Annotated in this window: 18 protein-coding genes; 1 reads left to right on the forward strand and 17 read right to left on the reverse strand. The window is 40.9% G+C overall.

Annotation, left to right across the window (positions count from 1 at the left end; genetic code table 11):
* Nucleotides 1-279: 279 nt before the first annotated feature.
* Nucleotides 280-2,295 (reverse strand): right-handed parallel beta-helix repeat-containing protein, encoded by a 2,016-nt coding sequence (locus E7274_RS03030; protein WP_304173614.1) that lies wholly within the window; start codon nt 2,293-2,295, stop codon nt 280-282.
* Nucleotides 2,296-2,776: 481 nt separating this feature from the next.
* Between E7274_RS03030 and E7274_RS03035 the strand changes: the two genes are divergently transcribed.
* Nucleotides 2,777-4,054, forward strand: coding sequence for a hypothetical protein (locus tag E7274_RS03035; RefSeq protein ID WP_090481920.1), 1,278 nt, complete (start codon nt 2,777-2,779; stop codon nt 4,052-4,054).
* Between the two features lie 141 nt (nt 4,055-4,195).
* Here the strand turns inward: E7274_RS03035 and E7274_RS03040 are convergent, their stop codons facing one another.
* The 16 genes from E7274_RS03040 to flgM all read right to left on the reverse strand — a co-directional run bounded on the left by E7274_RS03040 (nt 4,196) and on the right by flgM (nt 23,895).
* Nucleotides 4,196-6,247 carry a methyl-accepting chemotaxis protein gene (locus E7274_RS03040; protein ID WP_304173615.1) on the reverse strand — a complete coding sequence of 684 codons (2,052 nt, stop codon included), beginning with the start codon at nt 6,245-6,247 and terminating at the stop codon, nt 4,196-4,198.
* A 160-nt stretch (nt 6,248-6,407) separates the two neighbouring features.
* Nucleotides 6,408-7,562, reverse strand: a complete 1,155-nt coding sequence (locus E7274_RS03045; RefSeq protein WP_304173617.1) for a CgeB family protein — start codon at nt 7,560-7,562, stop codon at nt 6,408-6,410.
* A 90-nt stretch (nt 7,563-7,652) separates the two neighbouring features.
* On the reverse strand, nt 7,653-9,518 hold the full coding sequence (locus E7274_RS03050; RefSeq protein WP_304173619.1) for a glycosyltransferase: 1,866 nt from the start codon (nt 9,516-9,518) through the stop codon (nt 7,653-7,655).
* A gap of 61 nt (nt 9,519-9,579) precedes the next feature.
* Nucleotides 9,580-10,077 carry a hypothetical protein gene (locus E7274_RS03055; RefSeq protein WP_044938905.1) on the reverse strand — a complete coding sequence of 166 codons (498 nt, stop codon included), beginning with the start codon at nt 10,075-10,077 and terminating at the stop codon, nt 9,580-9,582.
* Between the two features lie 142 nt (nt 10,078-10,219).
* On the reverse strand, nt 10,220-11,701 hold the full coding sequence (locus tag E7274_RS03060; RefSeq protein ID WP_304173620.1) for a flagellin N-terminal helical domain-containing protein: 1,482 nt from the start codon (nt 11,699-11,701) through the stop codon (nt 10,220-10,222).
* Nucleotides 11,702-12,120: 419 nt separating this feature from the next.
* Nucleotides 12,121-12,603: a hypothetical protein gene (locus E7274_RS03065; protein ID WP_304173622.1), complete on the reverse strand. Its 483-nt coding sequence runs from the start codon at nt 12,601-12,603 to the stop codon at nt 12,121-12,123.
* A gap of 84 nt (nt 12,604-12,687) precedes the next feature.
* Complete coding sequence (fliS, locus tag E7274_RS03070; RefSeq protein ID WP_044938909.1) at nt 12,688-13,101, reverse strand: flagellar export chaperone FliS; 414 nt, start codon at nt 13,099-13,101, stop codon at nt 12,688-12,690.
* Between the two features lie 39 nt (nt 13,102-13,140).
* Entirely contained in the window at nt 13,141-15,612 is a 2,472-nt protein-coding gene (fliD, locus tag E7274_RS03075; RefSeq protein WP_304173624.1) for a flagellar filament capping protein FliD, read from the reverse strand.
* Between the two features lie 11 nt (nt 15,613-15,623).
* Nucleotides 15,624-16,049: a flagellar protein FlaG gene (locus E7274_RS03080; protein ID WP_304173626.1), complete on the reverse strand. Its 426-nt coding sequence runs from the start codon at nt 16,047-16,049 to the stop codon at nt 15,624-15,626.
* A gap of 819 nt (nt 16,050-16,868) precedes the next feature.
* On the reverse strand, nt 16,869-17,090 hold the full coding sequence (gene csrA / locus E7274_RS03085; protein ID WP_033152215.1) for a carbon storage regulator CsrA: 222 nt from the start codon (nt 17,088-17,090) through the stop codon (nt 16,869-16,871).
* Nucleotides 17,091-17,092: 2 nt separating this feature from the next.
* Nucleotides 17,093-17,545 (reverse strand): flagellar assembly protein FliW, encoded by a 453-nt coding sequence (locus tag E7274_RS03090; RefSeq protein ID WP_044938915.1) that lies wholly within the window; start codon nt 17,543-17,545, stop codon nt 17,093-17,095.
* 15 nt (nt 17,546-17,560) lie between these two features.
* A complete protein-coding gene (locus E7274_RS03095; RefSeq protein ID WP_304173628.1) occupies nt 17,561-19,174 on the reverse strand; it encodes a flagellin N-terminal helical domain-containing protein in 1,614 nt (537 codons plus the stop codon).
* Between the two features lie 138 nt (nt 19,175-19,312).
* On the reverse strand, nt 19,313-21,199 hold the full coding sequence (gene flgK / locus E7274_RS03100) for a flagellar hook-associated protein FlgK (protein WP_304173630.1): 1,887 nt from the start codon (nt 21,197-21,199) through the stop codon (nt 19,313-19,315).
* Between the two features lie 20 nt (nt 21,200-21,219).
* The gene (locus E7274_RS03105; RefSeq protein WP_304173632.1) at nt 21,220-23,037 is read right to left on the reverse strand and encodes a flagellar hook-associated protein FlgK; all 1,818 of its coding nucleotides are present in this window, start codon (nt 23,035-23,037) and stop codon (nt 21,220-21,222) included.
* 46 nt (nt 23,038-23,083) lie between these two features.
* Nucleotides 23,084-23,596 carry a flagellar protein FlgN gene (locus tag E7274_RS03110; protein WP_304173634.1) on the reverse strand — a complete coding sequence of 171 codons (513 nt, stop codon included), beginning with the start codon at nt 23,594-23,596 and terminating at the stop codon, nt 23,084-23,086.
* A gap of 17 nt (nt 23,597-23,613) precedes the next feature.
* The gene (gene flgM, locus E7274_RS03115) at nt 23,614-23,895 is read right to left on the reverse strand and encodes a flagellar biosynthesis anti-sigma factor FlgM (protein WP_033152224.1); all 282 of its coding nucleotides are present in this window, start codon (nt 23,893-23,895) and stop codon (nt 23,614-23,616) included.
* Between the last annotated feature and the right edge of the window lie 59 nt (nt 23,896-23,954).

The following is a 23,954-nucleotide window of genomic DNA, read 5'->3' on the forward strand; positions in this document are numbered from 1 at the left end:
AGTGATATGACTATGACTTCTTGTTTTTCTGATGAAAAACAAGAACCTATATATTTCTGTGATGAGCAGGAATATATAGTCATATTTGTTGTAATCTGACTGTTTCTGACTATATCTTTTCATCTTCTTTTGATTTATATAGTCATGAAGGCTGATTTTGACTATATATCTTCAGCTGTTCTTGTTTTATATAGTCATAAGCTGCTGTGTGATATAACAAAAGGCCAGTCCGTAAGCTGGCCGAAGCACAAGAGAATTCAAATGTGCTTATAGGGTATGTTAGTCTGCGTACTCAGATACTGTAATTGTGTATGAGCTTGTGCCCTCTACGTATACAGTTCCGTCTGTACCAACGATTGAAACTGTGTTGCCGTCTTCATCAACGATTGTTCCGTTGTTTGTGAGTGATGTGAGAACTGAGTCGCCTGTAACAATCCACTTAGATGAAGAATCGATTGTGAGGTTTGCGTAGCCGTCGCCACCGTTGCCTGCTGCTGACTCATCATCGATGAATGCACCTGTAAGAACTGAACCATCTGTCATTTCCATATCAAGTGTTGAGATTGTATCCCAGATGATGTCACCTTCCATTTCCTGGTTGATTGCTGTGAATGAGCACTGTGCTCCGTTCTCTCCGCTTGTTCCCCAACCTCTCTGGTTAGCGTTTCCTGTAACCTTAAGGAAGAAATCATTTTCATCAGCGTATGTGATGTCAACGTTTTCAAGAACGAATGTTGACTCTGTATTTGTTGTGTAGAACATACCGCCATTCTTTGCAGTGATGCTACCACCTGTCATAGAGAATGTAGAGTTACCTACTTCTGAGTCACCTGACATTGACTGGTAAAGGATGATGTTCCAATCGCAGTCATTCTGCTCGCTTGTTGGAATGTTACCTGTTAAGTCGCAATCTGTAAGTGTAAGTGAGTTGAGACCTTCAATACATACGGCCTCAGCGCCTGTTGCTGTAAGTGTGGCGTTTGAGATTGTGATATCTGCTGTACAGTAAACTGCTGGTGAGCCTGTACCGTTTGATGTGTATGTACCACCATCAACTACCATTGTTCCGCCGCCTCTGTCTGAACGGATAGCAGCTGAAGATTCGCCGTTTGTTTCAACTGTGTTGTCGTTAGCGTAAAGTGTACCGCCACCTGCTACGTGGATACCACCTGAAGTGTTCTGCTGTGTTGTGATTGTTGAATTAGATACATAAGCCACACCATCGCCATATGCGAATACGCCAGCACCACCTGCTGCATCTGAGTCAATAGTCACATTGTCAACTGTAAGTGTTCCACCTGTAGTTAAAAGAGTAGCGCCAACTCCGTAAAAACTAGAATTGTCGCCACCTGTGCTGTCATCTGAAGTTCTTGTAATTGTTGAATCCTTAACTGTAACTTCACCATCTGTTACAAGGATTGCATTTTCATCAGTGCCTGTAGAGGCGATTGACTCGCCCTCTACAGTCTCATCTGCATTGTACTCATATAACGCTGAGTATGTAATATCTGCAGCTGATGTCATATTTCCACCTGGCTGACCCATGGCTGACTGAGTGCCACCAAGAATTTCTACTGATTCTACATTTCCGTCTGCGTCGAATGTAACTGCAACCTGTGTACCTACTTCAATATCAGAAAGTGTAAGTTCTGTCTGAGCATCGCCCATATCTGCTGGTGCTTCCCCGTCACCTGATGGAGCTTCGCCTTCTGCTGCTTCGCCATCGCCTGATGGAGCTTCGCCCTCTGCTGCTTCACCATCACCTGATGGTGCTTCGCCCTCTGGCTTGTCACCTGAAGGAGCTTCACCGTCTGGTTTGTCTCCTGAAGGAGCCTCGCCATCTGCTGGTGCCTCAGCGCCTGCTTCTACAGTAGCTTCTGTCATTGCTGTATCATCTGAAGAATCTTCTGTATCTTCTGTTGTCTCTTCATCTGTAGTTTCTTCTGTTGTTTCCTCTGTTGTCTCATCTGTAGACTCTTCTGTAGACTCTTCTGTTGCCGCATCATCTGGCTTTGTAGGAGCTTCGCCATCACCTGATGGAGCTTCACCGCCGCCCATTGCCATAGAGTAAGTTGTGTCATCATTTACTGTGATGTCTGCTGTTTCCTCACCCAATGTAAGTTCGTTGTTTTCATAAGTTCCTACGGTGATTGTAAATCCCGTATCACTGACTGCTGTTACCTCGCCGTAGATAGTTTCACTGGCATAAGCTGTTGTGGAATCTGATCCGCAAGCTATCAATGAGCCACAAGCAAGTGCCGCAGTCATCATTAATGCAGTAAGTCTTTTCCTCATTTTATGTCCTCCGTTATCTGCATCGGGTTTCCCCAATGGTCAATATTTATCTGCGCTCCAACCTCAGCGCGTTACGAGTTATAGTTAACCACCGGATTGTGAAAATTAACGGTACTGAAAAGTGTTGATTATGTGATTGGTTTCTAAATGTTTAAATTATCCTATGAGTCTGTAGGCATCAAGCTCTGAGGTTACTTATAAGATTATTCTATAAGCCTGTAGTTCACAAACTCTGATAATTCTTAAGCGAGACATGTCGTCGAGCGAAGAATTCATCAGGTTTGTGAACGTAACAGGCGTACTTGGCTAGCCAACATCTACATATTGTGAATAATCTGAAAATATTTCTAAATCTATGGGGTTTTCAAATAGTTTGACTTGTGGTATTATGATAGTAACTATAAATATCGAAATCTTTGCCCTGGCGTAGACAAAGGATTGTCGATGACTCAATTTTCAAGGAAGAAAGGAGGGGCGTCTTATGGCACGCATTGATGCTGCGTATAATTATTTCATGACGACCTATGGTAATAACATAGGATCTCGTTACGAATCTCATAAGAAAAGCGAACTACGCGACACATACAACAAAATAGTTAAGGCGAACAAAGAAGCTCCTCTGTACAAGATAAATGATTCTGAGGACATCGGTCAGTTTGCAATTGATATTAAAGAGCACGCCAATGCTATGACTCTTTCAGTATCCAATTTGACTTCTACCGGCGAGGATATTTCTTCTGTTTTAGAGAAACGAATTGCATCTTCATCAGATCCAAATTCTGTTGATGTGCTTTACGTTGGCGATAGTGCGGATGGCGCTGAGGATTTCACAATCCAGGTTGATGCACTGGCAAAGCCTCAGGTGAACACCGGTAATTTCCTTCTTTCAGATGGACATGATTTTGAAGAGGGCCAGTACTCATTTGATTTGGATATTCGAAATCACTCATATGAGTTCCAGTTCAATGTAAATAAGAACGAAACTAATCTTACAGTTCAGAATAAGATTGTTCGTTTGCTTAATACTTCAGATGTAGGCTTAAGCGCAAAGTTACTTTCAAATGACAGAGCCGGAAGCAAGGCTATACAGATTGTTTCCAAGTCTACTGGTGTTGCGGATGATGAAAACACATTGTTTAATATTTCATCATCAATCTCATGGAGAGAGCTGAACATCCTTGGAATTGACAATGTGACACAGCAGCCTTCCAATTCAGATTTCAAACTGAATGGAGTTTCGCATCAGTCATTGTCCAATACATTTACTGTAAACAAGACCTATGAGCTTATTTTAAAGAGACCATCCAATGGCGAAGTTAGTATCGGTCTTATGAACGATACCGAAGCTCTTTCAAATGGTATCTCCCAGCTGTTGGATAGCTACAATGGAATGCTTGATATCGGATTGAAGTACAACGAAGCTCATCAGAATCGTACACTTTTCAATGAGATATCTTCCATTGCAAAGAATGATGCAAGCGAGCTTGCTGCAGTAGGAATTCAGAGCGATTCTATGAATCACCTGTACTTAGACAAAGATGTTTTATCCGATGTGATAAACAGTGAAAACAAAGAAAGCGCTTTTGAAACTCTTAACAATTTAAAGAACTCTATTTCAAAAGCTGCATCAAAGGCCTCTATCAATCCGATGAATTACGTAGATAAATCGATTGTAGAGTACAAGAATCCTGGAAAGACACTTAGCGCACCATATGCGTCAAGCGCTTACTCAGGTATGATGATGAATTACGGATTATAAAAAGCACTGGTTTCCCAGTGCTTTTTGTGTTATCCCCTGTAATTCACAAGCTCTTAGGTTTCTCAAATGAGACGTGTTGTCGAATTGAGAAACACTAAGGCTTGTGAATGTAACAGGGGATTTTCCATTATTGATTATCCATTATTCTGCATCGTCCTTAAAGAATTCCATCTCCTGGTTCAGCTTGATTGCGATGTCTTTCAAATCGTCAGCTGAATTAGCAAGGCTTGCAACTGTAGCGGAAAGCTCCTGTACAGATGCGCCTGTAGTTTCAGATGAAGCTGCATTCTCTTCTGAGATTGCTGAAAGTGATGACATAGCATCTGATACAACGTCGTTGGAGGTTACGCATGTAGATGCACCGCCTGCGATATCTCTAATACCATCAACTGTTCCATCAATATCTTCAAGCATTCCATTTACAGATTCAAGTGTGCCGCCGATAGCCTCCTGCTGCTCGAGGTTGCCTTGCTTAACAAGATTTGCTGCCTCTACGGCTGCTTCTGCCTGCTTCAAAAGCTCATCCATCTCTGTACGAATATCCTGAGCCATACTATCTGAATCGTCAGCAAGCTTTCTGATTTCCTCTGCAACGACTGCGAATCCCTTACCTGCTTCACCAGCACGGGCTGCCTCGATTGAAGCGTTTAGTGAAAGGAGGTTTGTTTGGGCTGCAATGCCGGAAATGCCTTCAACGCGCTCATTGATATTTGCAACAGCATTCTGTGTAGCAGAAATTGTTCTGGCAATCTCCTCGATTTTAGCTGTCATATCGCTACTAGAATCCTGAAGACTGACAAGTGATTTGCTGGATGTCTGTGATGCCTCCTTCATTCTGCCTGCCAAGCTTTCAACATTATCTGTGGATGACTGAACACCGCCAACTGCATCTGTAATCTTGCCAACATTTTCTGCTGCTTCCTGAATCTCCTCAGCCTGCTGTACAGCACCTGTAGCAATTTCCTGGACTGCATTTGCAACTGTATCTGTTGTGGCTGCAATCTGGTTTGCCATGTCTGCCAAATCCTCAGAAGAAACTGTAACTGTAGAAGCCGATTGCTTAATAGCGGCAACTATGCTTCCCAACTTTTCGATAACGGAATTGGTGCTTCGAACAATTTCACCGAATTCGTCTTTACGTTTTGCATATCCATCAATCTTCTTGAATCGACCATCGGCAAGCTTTGTGATGGTATCTGTAACTGCCATAATTGGTTTTGTGAAGCTTGTTGCAACTACAAGGGAAATAACTATACCAAGAATCAGCATAATAGTTCCAATCAATACATTAATAAGTGCCGATCTTATTGCTGACGCCATAATTTCATTTCTGGTTTTTGAAACTACAACGTAGTATCCGCTGATAGGTTCTTGTTCCCAGGACATATATGTGATTTTACCATCAAATGTTGATGTAATCAGGCCACTAGTATCTGTTGATTCTACGAAACCGAAAGAGCTTAAATCATATTCATCCTCTGGGCTGATTTCGAACTGAGCATGAGCAACCATCATACCTTTTGTATCAGCGATGTAACCGTCGCTAACATTTTCAGCAAGGAATTCATGAAGCACATTTAAGTCAAAGCTTCGCTGAACTGTACCGATTACCTGAGTGTGGTCTTCATTGTAAATTGGTACGCAAATGATTGTTATTCTATTTCCAACACTCTTGCTGACAACAACATCCGATATAGCTGGTTCTCCGGTGGTAACGGCCTGAACAAAGTAATCTCTGTCTGATATATTTGTAAGTTCTGCTCTATCTGTTCGTACAAGCTGATCACCCGAGACTTTACTGATGATGATACTGTCGTTACCATCGTTCATGTAAGCATTCAACTCGTCAAGCTGGGCCAACATCGCAGAATCCGGAACTGCCTGTCCTTCTGTGCCATAGGATTCAACAAAAACTATCGCACTAGGAGAAGTTGCAATTGCCTCCAACATGGATGTATTTTTCTCAACAATTTCAGCAAATTTTGCCTCAACAACTCGTGCATTAGAATTTAAAAGTTCCAACGCATCTGCCTCTGCTTTTGAGGTAGAGCTGTTGTAGCTGATAATGATAGAAATTAATAATGGCACAGCCACCAAAGCAGCCATCAAAAGAATTAGTTTCGTTTTAATGCTGTCCTTTGGGCTAATGCCACCAGCTAGATTTTTATTAGACTTTTTTTGCACCTTACTCATAGAAACCTCCTTAGTCAGTCATTAAAATAAAGAAAAATTTCTATATTGATTTTATTATGTGCATAATTAAATTGTGTGTAATAATTATAAATTTTTTGTGAAAATACGTTTTTATAAAAATTGAGTGTAAAAAAGCACATCTTATCGATGTGCTCTTAGTCTATATTTGTTCTAGCATTTCCTTGATTCTGGCTTCGTAGGTGCAGGCTTCCCTGACGTACTCCTGTCCAGCAGCTGCAATGCGCTCTCGCTCGCTATCATGCTTTAGATAGAAATCCACTTTGTCGTATAAATCCTCATTATTGTAATACCAAACCAGATGCTTTTCATTTTCAAAAAACATTGGCAACTCAGCCTGGAAGTTTGTCAGGCAAAATCCACCTGCTCCTAAAATATCGTATACACGAAGTGGAACTCCACTTTTTATATTTGGAATGGTCATGTTCAGGTTGATTTTGGACTTGTTAAATACCTTTGGCATCTCGCTCCAATAATCAACGCTTCCCTTGTAGTTTACCCGGAGCAAATCCCTAGTGAAGGAATTGGTGTAGATGCTGACGTCATGGTGTTTTGACAGGTCGATAAGGATTCGTCTGCGCTGCTTTTGAGCTATTTTGAAGCCCAAAGTTGTAACTGAAAAGATTAGGTTTAGATCCGAAAGTGAGTCTTCCGATTTCTCCAGTTCAAAGTAGTTTTCAAGCTCCATGAGGATTTCCGGAGTAAGCATCCTGTCAATAATGTTGACACCCATCAAATCACGCTGGGCTTCCATGGTTGCCTCGAAATATCCACGGAGATACTCTGGCAAAGTGTATTCCATTTTGTCGTAGGAATTCTTTTCATAAAGAGAGCCAACGAAGCTGATTTCGTTTTTGTAGGCCCCCAAATCTGTTGAGTTGCCGAACAGGTAATCAAGTCTGTTGCAATCCACCGCCAGGGGAAGATGGTAGACATGCTCCACTCCCATGCCACGGAATTCCTCTACATTTGTCAGATCAAACAGGAAAATGCGATTCACATCGTTGAAAACTGACTTGTGATACATAGAAATCAGCGGGTTATCGCAGCTCCAGCATACGTAGCGGAGGCCCTGCTCCTGGCACACATTTGAAATCAGAGGGAAATAATTCACTGTGAAGAAAAAGTCATAATTTCCAGCCTTAATCATGCCTCGAAGCTTTTCTGCGAACTCTTCATCCACATCATAATTGAGGAGGTCCTGATAAACCTCCTCAACTTCATATCCTAGTGTCTCGAATGTGTGCTTTATATCTTTGTAATTGTACGCCTTCCAGCGATACATCAAAATCTTCATGTTGTTCTCAAACCTTTAATCCGCTAGTCACGCCTACTAGCCTACTAGCTCATCTAAATATGTAAACTCTCAATACCCTACGAGCCCGTCCTATATATGTAGCGTATCCACCCCATATGAGCCCTGCAGGATACCTACCAGCTGTTTATAGGTAGCCACGGCTTCGTCGCTACGGCCGGCTGCGTCAAGCTCGGCGATTTGAGCCAGGATGGTCTCCTCTAGCTTATACATTTCGTTGAATTTATCTGGGTCGTTGCGCTTTGCATCGCGAATCTTTATACGCATAGTGTACAGGCGGGACAATTCTCCAAGGGCACCAGTCATGGCTGGCCTAAAGCCAAAGAGATTTTTGAGAATCTTTAGGCTGGCAGTCACATCCACATCAGCCTCACCAATGAACTGCTGCAAGCCCTGGCCAAGCTTTGTTGAATGATTCAATGGCTTGTCATCATCCTCATCAAGAAGCCAGCTGTCATGCATCTGCTGCCATGTCAAAGTCATGTTGCCGTAGTTTGCAAGGGCTTCAATGAGCTCATCATAGCTATCCCAATATTCGATGCCTGCAAACTGCTTTTCCAGCAAACGAATGTCAATATATAAGCGAATTTCCTTTTCGCCGTCAGTGGTCTTAAATGCGGCTGCTACATTTTCAAGCTCCTGCTCGCTAAGATCTGGCGCCACCTTATCAATGTGGAACTCAATCATGTCGCGGAAGCCTGAGGATGTAAAGAACTTGTTCAATACATCGCGAAGTTCCTTCTTATAACCAAGTTCCGAACACTTCTTAAGAAGCATGACGATGAAGCCACGGTTCAAACGAACGATTGGGGAATCCCAGGCGATGCGTCTGTAATAATGAACCAGCGGGCCAAAGTCATCGTTTTCCATTCCGATGGTCATGATGAAGCAGTATACCATATTGACCTTTGTGGTATCGAAAGTGTCAGCTGAAAACAGGCCGCCCTGGATGAACATCTCGGCCTTGTTGTTGGCAAGCTTATCGCATATCTTTAAATAATAATTGCAGGCTGACAGGCACTCATCATTTTTCTGTTCATTAAAATATGCAGTGGAAACATAAAATGCCAGGCAGGCAAGTGGGAGCTCCATGATTGTTGGATTCTTTGCTTGTGTTTCGTAAAGCTCCTCCAGCTCCTTATTCTTATCAGTCTGATGAAGGGCGATTGCCATACCGCAGATAAAGCTTCCGCGATAGCGCATATCGTCACTATCATTTTTAATCAGGGATTTTTCAGCTGCAGCCTTGCAAACATCGTACATTTCATCAAACTGCTTGATGGCTTTCAGCTCCTGCGCCAGCTGATATGGCCAGCGAAGATTGTCCGGGTCCTCCTCCATCATCTCCCGCAGGAGAGGCACATTTCGCATGGAATGCTTGATATTTTCCTCTTCTGTGGCGTACACATATCCGAAGTGGGCAGCCTTGGCATCCATAAACATTGCCCTGCCGTAGGATGGCTCGATGTACTCATGAATCTTGCCCACAAAATGGGTCTCTGGAGTAACAGAGCACATACGGCAAACCTCAATATCCTGGTATTCCTTGCCGTCAAAATCAAGATAATTGTGCTGAAAATAGCCGCCGATATTGTAGGTTGTGCAGTCTGGCTGCTGGAAAAATTCGATGATATATTTGCAGTCAAGGAACCACTCATCATCGTCTATATACAAGAACATCTTGCCGTTGGCCTGATCCAACTGGAAGTTTCTTGCCTTGGCAAAATCGTTGCACCATTCAAATTCAAAAACTTCATCTGCATATTTTTCAATAACCGCTCTGGTCTCTGGGCTGCAGCCTGTATCTACAACCTGAATTTCAGAATCGATTGCCTCTCTGATTGGCATCAAGGACTGGAGGCAACGCTCGGTTGTCTCTGGTCTGCCGCAGCAAAGAAGTGAAATTGTAAGCAATTTAGTTTTAGGTTTGTTGTTCATATTGTTCCCACCCTTTAATCACTAAAAGGCTCGTCATCTGACGAGCCTTACTTTATTTATATTAATATGTTCCAATTACAAGTGGTCTGTACATTTCCTCTCCTTCCACGAGGCCCTCCACCTTGCCGAGGCAGCTATCAATCAAGCGATTAATTTCCTTGCTAACGATTAGCTTTTCGCCAGGTGCTTCAACCAAGCCTCTGAAGTCATATACATCGATACTTCTAATTTCGATTATTCTGTTTTCGATTTCACTTAAGATATCGCTGAGAACCATGTCGATTCTGGCTTTGTGATCCATAATCAATGCTGTGTCTCTTAAGTTCTCACTTATATCGTATATCATATTGCAGTACTTTTCAAACTTTTCAACGATGTCCGAGTAATCCATTCCCATGGATTCCAGGTACTCTCCCAATACTAAGGCTTTTTGCTGACATCCGATGAGCACCTGTAAATCTGCTGCGTCATCGCCTGTACTTCCCTGTGCAAATCTATGGTTTGCTGTGTAAAGCTCTAATACCATTGTTAACATCTTGTTTCTTGTGAAATATGCCATACGCCTTACCTCTATTCTATAAATCCCTCTTTCGAAGGAGTTGCAGTCGATTTTAAAGTTACTATTCAATTTTCTTTTTAAAATCATCCCCACCCCTGTGAAAGAGGTGGGGACATTTTATTTATGGTTTTCAAACCTTAGGTTACTGAAGAAGATTCATAACACCCTGTGTAGCCTGGTTAGCCTGAGCAAGCATTGACTGTCCTGCCTGCTGGAGGATGTTGTTCTTGCTGTACTCAACCATTGTGTCAGCCATATCTGTATCACGAATACGAGATTCTGCTGCTTCTGTGTTCTCAACTACGTTGTCGAGGTTCTTGATTGAGTGCTCTAATCTGTTCTGGATAGCACCAAGTTCTGCACGCTGTGCTGAAACTCTCTGGATTGCATCTGCGATAGCGTCGATTGCGTATGTAGCTGCCTTACCAGTTGCATCGGAAACGTTAAGTCCGTTGATACCGATTGACTTAGAGTTCATAGCTTCGATGTTAACGTTAATCTTGTTTGACATTGCAGCGTCAGCACCAACATGAAGGTTAAGTGTAAGTGAGTTCTGTACGTTTACGAAGCCCTTTGTAATTGAGAAGCTAATTGTCGTAGTTGTATTTGTATCAACACCATTTGTCTGCTCTACTTCTCTTCTCTTCCATGTATAAGCATCGCCAGCTTTATCAACGTCAGCTGCGCCATCTGTTGCACCTACTGAAGAAGCTGCCTTAAGCTCGATAGCTACCATGTTATAAGCTGCTGATGCTGTGATAAGTGTTGCATTAGCCTTATCAATACCTGAGCCATCTGTTGCAAGCTGTGCAAACATTGTTACTTCGTTACCATTATATTTAAGAGTAGAACCTGCAACGATAAGGTTGTTAAGGTATCCGTTTGTTACTTTTGAGTTAGCTACATCTGATGTTTTTCCATCAACGATTGTATATGTCTTTCCGTCGATTGAAATTGTATCACCAGCTGTTAAACTCCACTCATCTTCTGTATTTTCTTTGGTTTCATCATGCTTATCTTCGAGGTGAAGCGCCTTTGCTGCCTCTTCCTTTGTCTTAGCACCGATTGTGTACTGTACGCCACCAATTGTATATTTCTCACCAGCTTCAAGAGATTCCATTGTAAATGTAGCTCTTGTTGTATTCTGTACTAATGTACCTTCAAGACCTGCATCATGAGCTGAAATGTACATCTTCTTAAGTCCGATATCACCCTTTAATAAGAATGTCTCATTGAACTTTGTTGTAGATGCAATTCTATCGATTTCCTGTGTAAGCTGTGAAATTTCGTTTTGGATATCATCACGATCTGACTCTGAGTTTGTTCCGTTAGCTGCCTGTACTGCTAACTCGTTCATTCTCTGGAGCATGTCGTGAACTTCTGTGAGGGCACCTTCAGCTGTCTGTACTGATGAAACACCGTCAGATGCGTTTGTAGAAGCCTGGGTCAAACCACGAATCTGTTTTCTCATTTTCTCAGAAATTGAAAGTCCAGCTGCATCATCTGCTGCTCTGTTGATTTTATATCCAGATGAAAGCTTCTCTGTACTCTTTGACTGAGAATCAGTTGTAATGTTCAATGTTCTTGAAGCATTAGCTGCCTGCATGTTGTGTTGTACTACCATAATAAATTCCTCCATGAGATTCTGCTAAATCCTTTTAGCATTTAAATCCGTTTTTTGTGATAGCCCAACATCCGTGTCTGGCCTGGTTATTAAATTTGATTTTTAAAAAGATTCGAATTCGATTTGTAAGGTAAAGTTTTTGTGTTCAATTGTTCCTTACACCTTATTTATCGTTCTGGGGCAAAAAAACTTTACCCCTTTAAGCAAAAAATTTTAATTTTGTTCCAATTTTCTTATTTTTTGTGCAATAGAAAAAAGTCCCTGAGCCCTTGATTTTACTGGGTTCTTGAGACTTTTATTTTTGTTAAAATTTATAACAAAATTTTTGTAAAATTTGCTATAAATTCTATTATATTCTCATAATTTGTAGGTAAATTGGCGGGATTTGGAAGGGGAATTTGAGGGTGTTTCACCCTTATTTATTTTTTCTTATCCAAAAAAGCTGGGTCGGCGGTGGTTCGTGGGCTCATCATGTGCTTGTAGTATGATGAAACAACATCGCCGGATCTTTTGATTTCGCGGGCTTCTTTTTTTACATTGGCGAAGCGAGTTTTGGCGTACTCTTTGTTGCGATATTCTGTAGCCTCCACATCTGCTGTAAGGTCTGTGACCTTTTTGATGAGCTCCTGCATAAGCTTGATTTCATCTGCATATGAAGCGCGGTCCTCGTCCAGGATTGCCTTCACTCTGTTGAACAGCTGCTGGAAGCCATCGTCAAGCATCACGATTCTATCGATGAGCTCAGCCTTCATGTTCATGTTTTTCTCTAAATCGTCTGGAGTGGAATTAGGATCCTTAAGAATGGCTTCCTGTTCCTTGTTTCTAATAAGAAGAACTCTAAGAATATCTGCCTTCTTTTCCAGCGACTCTCTAAGCATTATTACGTAATCTCTGTTATCCATGGTTCCCTCCTAGACTTTATCTTGAGCGCAAGTGTATAGCTTACCCTCCACATAAAGACAGCCCCTCGTGTGAGGGGCCATCCTTTAACCTGCTATATTTGTTGAAGTACCGTCTAGCTTCTTGCCGTTGGCGGTGAGCTTCATTACATCCTTCCAAGTATCTCGCATTGTTCGAAGGTGCTTAAGCACTTCCTCGAGCTGTGCTGGGTCCTTGGTGATCATGGCATGTCTCAAGCAGCTCCTAAGATAAGTATACACTGCATGGAAATCCTTTGCCACAGGATATTTCTCATCGAGAGTCAATTCAAACTCTTCGATAATTCTATCTGTCTTTCTGATATTGATGTGTGCTTTCTCAATATCGTGATTCTCGCAAGCTACGATTGCTATGTTACAAAACTTGATTGCTCCTTCATATAGCATCAATGTTAACTCAGCAGGGCTAGCTGTAAGTATTCTGTTTTTTGCGTATGCATCATAACCATTTGTTGGTGTCATAGTACCGCCTCCAAAAATCTAATATTGTATTACTTACTATCAACCACCTAATAGTGATGATATTGAAGAAGAATTGCTTTGTAATGTAGCCAACGCAGACTCCATTGCGGCAAATTTCTTATAATAAGCGTCTTCCATGTCCTGAACACGATCAGTCCATGTCTTAATCAATGAGCTGTAGTTCGAGTACTCAGATGCCATTTCCTTGTCATTGTAAACAGTGTAAACAGATTTAACTGCTGTAGATTTCATCTTTTCATCCAGCGACTTGTAAAGGCCAGATGTTACCTGCTTAAGGAATTCTATAACTCTATCTGGGTCTGATGCTAAGGCTGCGCGGAGCTTTTCTTCATTACCAGATGTCTTGCTATCCTCTGAGTCACCATCGATATGGTATGCATAGCCTTCGTTCTTTTCTGCATTTAATGTACCAAGTGTATGGATGCCGAATGTAGACCATGATAATTTCTCACCATTTACCTCATACACTGACATCATCGACATTGTCATTGCAGAAATGATACCGCTCAAACTTGTATCTCTACGAAGAAGCGAATCCTTAATCTTCTGCTCCCACTTCTCGATTTCTGTCTCAGACATCTCTGCCTTTTCATCATCTGTAAGTGGTTCGTAGTCCTTTGCAGAATCTGCATTGTAAAGCTTCTGCATCTCGTTCATCAAGTTGTTATATGATGTAAGGAAATCCTTTACCTTGTCATAGAGAGCATCTGTATCATTTGCAACTGTAACAGATATTGCATCTGGAGTCGTCGCCATCGCCTCAATTGTAAGACCATTTACAGTGATTGAATTTGTATTGGATGTATAAGTAACGCCGTTTAATTCGATACTTGCATCCTGCCCTTTAACTTTTGTTGCAGTATTTGAGTTATCAAGCTCCATATTTCCTGCTGTAACATTAGCAGCCAAATCTACTCTGTAGAATACACTCTGGACTAACTCAAGGTTATCGCTCTGAATCCAGAAGTCGCTGTAGCTACTATCATAAGCTGAATTCTTTACACCAAAATTAGTTTCTACATATTCCTTCCACTTTTGGTTTGTTGGGTCAGCTAATGCAGCATCAAGTTGCTCCTGAGCAGCCTGCATTTTAGCAGATCTGATTGCGATTTCTTCTGATGTAGTAGCCGGAAGAGCTTTTGCCTCAGCTACTGCCACATACCCATCTCTGATTTCATTGATAGACTTTGAAATCTCCTGATATGTTGCATCATTAGAAATATCATATGTTGATTTAGAATAAATCTGCTTTGCCAATGCTTCTAATTTATCAGAGTCACCAGCAATCTCAGACCAATCTATTTCGCCATCAGTACCAAACTTCAATACTTGAATTCCAGCATCTGTGGTCTCTGTCTTGTACACTTCCCCTGCAAATGTCTTGTTCAGATAATCTCTGAGGGCAACAACATCTTCATCTGTACTGTCACCTATTTCTGCAAGCAACTCTTTCCAGCCCTCAAGATTCTTCTGGAATGAGTACTCTTTTTTATCGTCCCCTTCGCCAACCGAGAACTTAAGAGTTCTTGTAATAGCCGTACTCTTTGTTCCTGTTGTGTCGTATGTTGCAGAGTTATAAAGCTTTGTAGCTAATGTAGATAAATCGTCCTCTGAAATAGTCGACCAATCTACTGCGCCAAATTTATCAGTATCGCTTGCGATATATGAAACAATTTCATCATACTCAGTGTTTGCTGTAGCTGATGAATCATTTTTATATTCCTTGATTTTTGCTAACAGACTCTTTGTATCTGACAGGTCATAGTAATTTTTTGCAGTTGTAAAATCAAAGAGCTTCTTAGCCAAAGTGCTGCTGGTGCTTTTAGTGATATCCTCAATTTCAGTGTTAGACATCAATCCCAGCTTATTTAACACGCTAAGTCCCTGTGAACTATTTGCAGAAATAGAGAAATCACCTTCCTTACCAGACGTTTTGGAACTGATAAAGAAACGCTGATTCTTCTCATCGAAATTGGCAATAACTCCAGCTTCATTAAGCTTATTTACAAACTGATTGATAGTCATAGAGCTATCGATCTCGATGTTTGTAGTCTTAGTACCTGTTCTTACAGCGATACTTGCTTTATCTAATGCATTGCTGTTCTTTATTCCAAGTGAAACCATAGTTGATGAGCCAGTAACTGATCCATCAAGCTCTCCACCTGTGATAAAAGCAGTCTTTGCAAGCTCTGTAATTTTAAGTGTCTGCGTACCATTAATAGCGCTACCACTGGCTGTTGCTGTAGCCTTAGAAGTATCGCTAACTGTAGTCTTTTTTGCTGTATAGTTTGAAGAATAGCGCATAGTACCAACGCTAGTGTACAAACTATATACTTTACTATTAAGGGTGCTCCAAGCTTCCTGTTTCCATGAGAGCTTTGTCTGTGCCTTTACATATTTGTCCTTCTTGTAACTGTATGCAGATACGAGGGCACCTACAATCGCCTCGGTGTCTAAGCCCGAAGCCAAACCAGATAATCTAATAGGCATAACCCTACCTCCTATCTCTTTTCATCGACCATGATTCCTGCAAGCTCCCATGCCTTTGCAATAAGGTCAAGTGTCTGCTCTGCTGGGAATTCCTTAATGACTTCCTTTGTCCTTTTGTCGACCATCTTAATCATTACGCGATTTGTTCCCTCATGGATACCAAATACAGCCTCTGCATTTCCTTGTGCAGAATTAATTTTTTCTACAGCTTCTTTCAAAGAAGAAGATGCCTGCTTAGAAGAATTTTCCTCATCTTCGATTTCAGGGTTTATAGAATAGTTTCTATTCTCAAATTCAGCAGCTTTGCTTTCTTTTACAGCAGCTGAAAAATCAACTATAGCATTATCTTTTTGCACTGCTTGTGCTGGCGCCGCTTTTGCTGAACTTCCCTGTCCCTGGTAGTTGCTAACTGCACTACTTACTTCGCCTATTTTCATTGTTTTCCTCCTTACGCCCAAGGGAATTTAGTCCCATTCTAAACTCCGTTTGGACAATATACATCCTTGTACTATGGGAAATTATTAGTTTTCTAATTGCTATATCGACCGGTGGGATATTAAAGTTTATAGAGATTTTAAAAAATTTTCTTTTTTCTTAGAAAAGAATGATGATGTTCTGATGTGTGCTTTCAATTGATGGGCTTTTTGATAGCCTTTGGGGTAGCTCTTTGATGAGGTTTTTAATGATTTGCTGGCGACATAGGGCGTGAGTTAAGTGAATTTCATCATTTTCAAATTTCACTTATATAATTCTCGGGTGAAAGTTAAGTGGTTTTTCTATTTGGATTATTTCCACTTAAAAGTCCAACTTGCCGTTAAGTGTATTTATAATTATTTTTAAATTTACTTAACTTTTCAGTCCCAATTCTTAGGCTACTTAAGTTTATTCTGAAGAATGTCAGATTCACTTAACTCAATCCCATGATTATTTAAGTGAAAATATACTTGCCAAAAATAAACTTAACTTTAATTCAAATTATTTAACCTATTTTAAGTTTATTTATATTTTTCTAGAATAAACTTAACCGCACTACGACTTTTTAAGTGAAAAACATCCATAATAATTTTTCACTTAACAATTCCAAGCACTATTCAAAAATCTATGCCCTTATAATGCACCAAGTTTTCATTTTTGTCACTCTACTTTTGGTAGAATGCTATATTTAGGCCTTTTTAAATAAAGACTTCTCCGCAGGAGAAATTTCCTACTAAAATAAAAAAATCCAGCAACCGCAGTTGCTGGATTTATCCTTATTACTAAAGTAAATTCTTGAGTGCTTCCAGGTCGTCCATGCTGATTGCCTGTGCTTCCTCGTTTTCTTTTTGAATTTCTAAGTATACTTCTTTTCTGTAGATAGATACTTCCTTTGGAGCTGAAATACCGATCTTTACCTGATCACCGCGAACCTCAAGGACTGTAATCTCGATGTTGTTGTTGATCATGATAGCGTCGCCTGTTTTTCTTGTTAATGCCAACATCGTTACTCACCATCCTTTCCATGTATTGCGTCATGAATAAGGTAGCGTACTGGCTCATTGCCCTCGATGATAATCTGGTCACCGATGTTTGTGTCTGTATTGATGATGATAGGTGCCTTAAGATTAATCGATGCTTCCTTAGGGTTCTTTGGTACTCTGACTGTGACAAGCATGTAAGTATTGTCTGCTGTGAGCTCGCCAAGCTGCTCAAGTGCATCAACGTTGAGCTCAGGTGCATAGTCTGGCTTAACCACGTGAGGCAGCATTACTGGCATAGCAAAGTCTGTCTCATCAAGTGACTGAAGCCACATGATATTACCTTTGTCTTTCTTCTCTTCGTCGAAAATGAGTGTGTATCTCTTCATGTCTGGGAAACCAATAAGACCATGGATGAGATTGATGATTTTTTCTTCTGCAATTTCAATTTCGCCGAACAGTCTAGTTTTTACCTGCATTATCCCTTCTCCTTTTTAGATGTAATTTAGTAATGTCGAATCACCCAGCTTTCCTGCTGCGGTGAGCGAAGCCTGATATGCGGTGTAAGCTGCTGTGTAGTCGATGATGATTTGGGATAGATCTACATCATCATTCTCTGTCTGTAACTGCTGAACAGTCTCTCTTTGATCACCTACTCGAACCTTTGTGAGGTCTAAAGACTGCTCCTTACAACCCAAATCAGTTAAAGCTAATGTTATTTTATCACAATATGACTGAATATTGCCTATTTCTGAGTCAAAAAGTTTTCTCATATTGTTATTATAGTAATCATATTCCTTCTGAGCTGCATCCTGCCACTTGTCGAGCCATTCCTGATCCTCGTCAGAAGCATACTGAGTTTCACTCTTCATTCCCTTGATTGTATCAAGTTTGTCGTATGCAGCGATAACTCTTTGTACCGCATTCATCATTTCATCAATGTCGCGCTGAAGCGAGCTGTCGAAAACATCTGAAGCCTCGGTGTTGATTGCGATAGTCTGATTTGCAGCTATTGTATATTCGATATCAAAGTGGATAACGTTTCCATTTGCATCGAATTTTGTGTATTCATTGTTGGATGTAAGTGTTGCACCTGTGCTATCAATCATCTTGGTGCAGTTGTAGTAATACTCTGGACGAAGCTGACCCTCGTTGAATCCAGTCTTGTCGTACTGCACTGAAACCTCTGCCTTGTTTGTTTTGATTGTAGAAGCAACTTTATCGCCGAAAATGATTTCACCAGTTTCCTTGATTACAACAATGCTTGTGTCGTCAACACGCTTTATATTTTCAGCATCTGCTTCAGCCCAGTCTGTCTCGTTGTCATACACTGTAAGTGTAAATCCGCTAGCGGCATCTGTCTGAGCAGTAGTGTTATCAAACACACCATTTGTCTCTGTAAATGTGAAAGGTATTTCGGTTCCATCTTCATACTTGATGTTGATGCTGCCGATTGAATCTAAATCCTTGTAGTTTATACGAAGTCTGTAATAGTCTGTCTCTGTGATGTCAGAAATCAATGCAGCATTATTCTGTGGTGCAATAACCTCTGCCTCTGTTGTAGGAACAACTACATTTCCAGAATAATATCTGTGCTCTTCCATTAAATCCTCTACGCTGAGAGTTTGGTTGATTCGATATTTTGTCTGTGTCTCATCTTCTGTAAATGTAAGATTTGAGTTTGTTCTGTATCCTGTGAAAACAGTACGGTTTGCATAGTCGGCGTTGCCCTCTGCAAAAAGCGCCTTCTGAAGGGACTCAAGCTGAGTAAGCATTGTCTTTCTATCGCTCTGGCTGTTGTAAGAGTCAGTAGAACCGCCTACGCAGATTGTCTTGCAGTCTGTAGCAACATCGTTGATATTAATGAGAGCAGTCTCAGTAATATCAAGCCACTGATTTGCATCAGGGATGTTCTTTGAATAATACTGTGATACCTGTGATAATGTTGTTGCAAGTCTCAGCGAACGAACGGCAATTACAGGATCATCCGATGGTTTGTCAATTCTCTTCTGAGATGTCATCTGCTTGTTTCTAGTATTAACAACCTCTTTAGCACTGTTAATATTCGAAGCTGAATTGTTCATTATCATCTTATTAGTTACTCTCATAATTAATACCTCTAACCCGTTAGTTACGTTCTCAAGCATCATATTACTCAGTTCAACACATGTTTCACTTGAGTAACATGATAGCTTGATAACTACTAACTCATTGAAAAACTTAAATTGTTCTATTTATTCGGATTGCTAAACACCCGTGTTAAGTATCAACCTATCATATATTTCGGAAAATACGGAAATACATTTAGATGCTAGGTTGTATGCGTTTTGGAACTTGATTAAGTCCAAAGCCTCTTCATCTTCATCAACACCAGCTACTGACATTCTCTGCTGAGAAATTGAAGACTGGATGTTGGTAAAGTTTGTTGTGAAAATCTGGCATTCCTGTGTGTCGATGGTTACATCTGCGTAGATACACTGAAGAAATGCATCACCACCGCCGCCTCTGAACATTGTTGTTTTACTCTGAAGCTTCTGAAGCTCAACTACCAGATCTGCTGCATCAACACCTGATGTGAAGTTTTCCTGTGTTGTTGTGGCAAACTTTCTTGCATCCTTATCAGTTTCCTTGATGATAGATACGTTGCCGGCGGTCATTAAATAATATGTTTCAGCAGAATTTGAAAATGTTTTTCCTGTGACAGATACTACATTTCCATCTGTATCTTTTACTGTATCTACAAGCTCGGCTCTCATCTGGTGCTCGATGATGGAATCCAAATCATCCTTTGCGATAAAGAATGCTGTCATTGCTTCTCCATCTAAATCAACACCACTCTGCTCAATTTGATTAAACTTCTGGCAGAAGTTTCTCAGGAACATGTTCATCTGGTTCTGATAATATGGGATACCCATGTAGTCCACATCATCACCAACCTGAAGTGAACGGCCTACAAGTTTGCTAGCCACATCGCTTGTGATGGCATCTGCATCATCCAAATTGAATGTGACAGATACTACATTGCCTTTTGAATCAGTTGTGAAGTCAAAGCTCTGATAGCTAAACAACATGTTGTTTGTGCTAATCTGTCCACACTTTGGCATGTTGAGCTCGTTTAAATCTGTAATGCTAAGGTTTGTAACTGTGATGGAAGTTGCTGTTGCAGATGAAACTGTTGCATGTAAGTTTTCGTTGTTGTTTCCATCACGAACCTCAAACATGGCCTTCAGCTCACCACCGCTTGAGCTTGGAGTAGCATTAAATGCATTTCCATCCTCTTCCCAAACAATGTCGTAAAGACCATCGATATCTGACTGATTGTACATCTGGTCAGTTTCTCTTGATACAACCTTGAGTCTGTTGTACTCGTATGTGTCTACAAGCTGCTGGCCGTTGATGTATACCTGGAAGTAGGTTGCGCCTGTGTACATATCAGGGTTGTTTGAATTTGTAACTGGTGTCTCAACTGCCTTAACATCAACAATCTTTGAAAGCTTATCAATCAAAAGTGAACGCTGATCTCGAAGCTCGTTTGCTCGGCCACCGCCCTGCTCGATAACGTTAATCTGCTTTGTAAGGATGGCTACCTTTTCTGAAACAGCGTTGATATCATCAACAGCAGTCTTGATTTCATCGTTGATAGAGTTCTGTAAATCCTGCAGCTTTGTGGATAACTGATTGAAGTATTCTGTAAGCTGCTTTGCAGTAGAAATAAACTGCTTTCTAACTGTATCGTCACCAGGGCTTCCCTGAAGGGTGCTCATGGCGTTAAACATTTTTGTGTAGATAGTGGTGAATCCAGATTCCTTGTTAGTCTCATTGAAATAATCCTGAATCTGATTCATGTAGTACTGCTTTTTCTCGTAGAAGCCCAAAGCTGTGCTGTTGTTCCAGTATTTCTCATCGTAATATAAATCACGGCTCTGAGTTACAGACTCAACCTCAACACCTGTACCGGTTGTACCATATGCCTGGTAAACTCGTAGTGCAGATGATGCAACTGTGTTTACAACCTGCTTGCTATATCCAGTAGTATTTACATTGGAGATATTGTTTGCAGTTGTATTGATCTGAGCCTGCGCTGTGTTCAGTCCAGAAGATGCAATTGTCAATCCAAAGAATGTTGATGACATAAGCTATTTCCTTTCCTGCTTTACAAAGATGTAAGCAGATGTTCTATCATTTCATTTACTACGTTTATATATCGGCTAGCTGCATTGTAAGCTGACTGATATTTAATCATTATTGTAAGCTCTTCGTCTGAAGATACTCCGATAACACCCTGACGGCTGAATTCGATTTCTTCCTTTGTGCCTTCAAGAGATTGCTCTGTGCTAGAGTAAACGCTACCTGTGTTTGCAATTTCGCCAATCCACTTTACGTAGAATCCGTTGTATCCACATGGTGTTGTATCGCTTGGGTTCAAGTTGAAATCTGTCTTGTTCCAAATAGCACTAAGATTCTGACCAAGTGCCATATCCACCTGTGTCTGGTCCTTGTAAACATTGTGTGGAATGTAGGATTCCTGCTTAATCAAATCTTCGTTAACTGTCAAAGATTTGAGAGTGTAGCACTTTGATGTGTCTGTAATATCCTCTTCGTTGTAAAGATATATCGTCTTTGTTTGAGTTTCATTATTTGCGTCTGTGTAAGTGATTGTCGCTGTTGTATAGCGACTGCAACCATTTCTTACAAACAACTCACGTGGTGGAAGCTCTCCATCAGATCCAACTGAACAGTTTGCCTCATCCATAACCTGGATGTTCTTCATCTGGGCATCTGTAGGGTTGACTGTAACCTGATATCCATCTTCGTTGATATATGTGTAGGAAACGTTTGAAACATCTCCTAATGCAGATGACATTGATGTAAGTGGGCTGTAGATATTGTTGATATCAACTACCAATTTATGAATCAATGTATCAAGCTCTGCCTCTGAATTCATCATGATTGAGTTTGCAATTCCATCCTCGTAAACATCTGCAGAAATAGCATTGCCATTCTCATCACAGTAGCCAAGGTAATTGCTCCAGCTATCTCCTCTTGCAAGAAGGAGCGCTTTGATTTCACCTTTATCTGTATCTCTTTCAGCACTTACATTTCCTAAGTTGAAAATAGGGTAATATGTGTTAAGAGACTCATCATCCTCGCTTACAATGTCTGAAAGCTGAGGCCAGTAAGGTGTGATGAAGCCTGTCTTCTTATCTTTTAAAATACCAACTTCGTAGTAGTTATTTTCATCGATAAACTCAACACCTTCGATTTCAACATGAACGATACCGTTGTAATCCTCACGGTAGCTCATCTTTGTAAGGCCTGAAAGTTGATCCAAAAGCAAATCTCTGGTATCGCGAAGGTCCATGGCCTTTTCAACACCAGCTGCTTCAATCGCCTGTATTCTTTTATTTAAATCGACTATCTTCTTTCCGATATCGTTGATTGTTTCCAAATCTTCCTGAATCTTTGAGTTGATGATAGTCTGATAATCTTCAAATCCATCCTCTACAGCCTGAGCTCTAGACAAAAAAAGACTAGCCTTCTGCAATACAAGATTCTGATTAACTGTATCAGAAGGATCCTTGGCGAACTCCTCAAATGCCTCTTCAAAATCGGCAATTGCCTGCTTGAAAGCCTCGCCCTGGGTCTCCTGAAGCTGTGTCTGAACCTCCTGCACTGCTTCTGAACTAGCGCTATAAAAAGAATATCGTCCATTCTCTGAGCGATAAGCTTTATCTAAAAAGATATCGCGAGCGTGGACGATTGTTCCTACCTGCACACCAAGGCCAGCGTACTGTGTGCTGACCGATGCGTTTCCTATTTTTCTATAATCTCTGTCTTCGTAAACAACCTGCTCACGTACATACCCTTCAGTATTTACGTTAGAAAGGTTGTTTGCAGTTGTATTTAATCCATGTGATGCTGACTGTAGGCCTGATGCCCCAACATATAAGCTTCCAAAACTATTAGCCATAGTCTATCCTCCAAAGTCTTACTAAAACTTTAAGGACATCCTTTTCCTACTGTTTAGCATCAAATCGTATATTACCTAATATTTCGCCTGTAGTTGTAGCATCTTTTCCATAATTTGCTGTCTGTGGTGCCTGCTTTACACTCTTAATGAGAGTAATGTCAAACTCCACCATTTCAATTGCCTGCTTCAGCAAGTTCTGAGTCTGAAAATTCAGCACCTGAACTTCATCTGCAACCTTTACCAATTGATCTCGTGCTACAGTAAGCTTTTCCTGCTCTACAGGTTGGTTAGCCAGATTATTTATCATCCATGAAACAGTAACCTGCTCACCATCATGTCCCATTACCGAAGCAATACTCCTCAATAAATGGGCGCGTTTATCCTCCAGCTTAAGCAGGGAGTCTGCAATGGCCTGCTCCTGAATGGTAATAGCTTCAAGTACGTCAAGCTTCTTATGGATAATAGAATCCTTCTTTTCTCCATTAAGATTAATTAACTTTTCATATTTCGACCTTTCACCATCCATAGTTAGGATCAATTCATCCAGTAAACTAGCCACGCTTTTCCCTCACAAAACTAAAGAATAGAACCAAACTGAGACATAAGCTTATCAGCAAAGTCCTCTGTGCTAACTTCATAAGTGCCAGCCTTAATTCTAGCCTTAATATCAGCTACAAGATCCTCTCTGATATCTGAAGCCTCAGATACTGCTGCCTTTGCAACATTAAAATCACGACCAGTAGATGAAATCTGAACCTCATCGCGACCCATGCTGTTTGTTTTTGCAGCCTGTGATGTGTTTTTAGTGTTTGATGTCTGATAGAGCTGAGCTACCTGGTTGTAAGCCTCTATACGCATATCGCCACACTCCTTTCCTCCCTGTGTTTACGTCGTTTTATGTCACATTAATTCTAGAT

This window comes from Pseudobutyrivibrio ruminis, from assembly GCF_015057245.1.
GTDB lineage: Bacteria > Bacillota > Clostridia > Lachnospirales > Lachnospiraceae > Pseudobutyrivibrio > Pseudobutyrivibrio ruminis_E.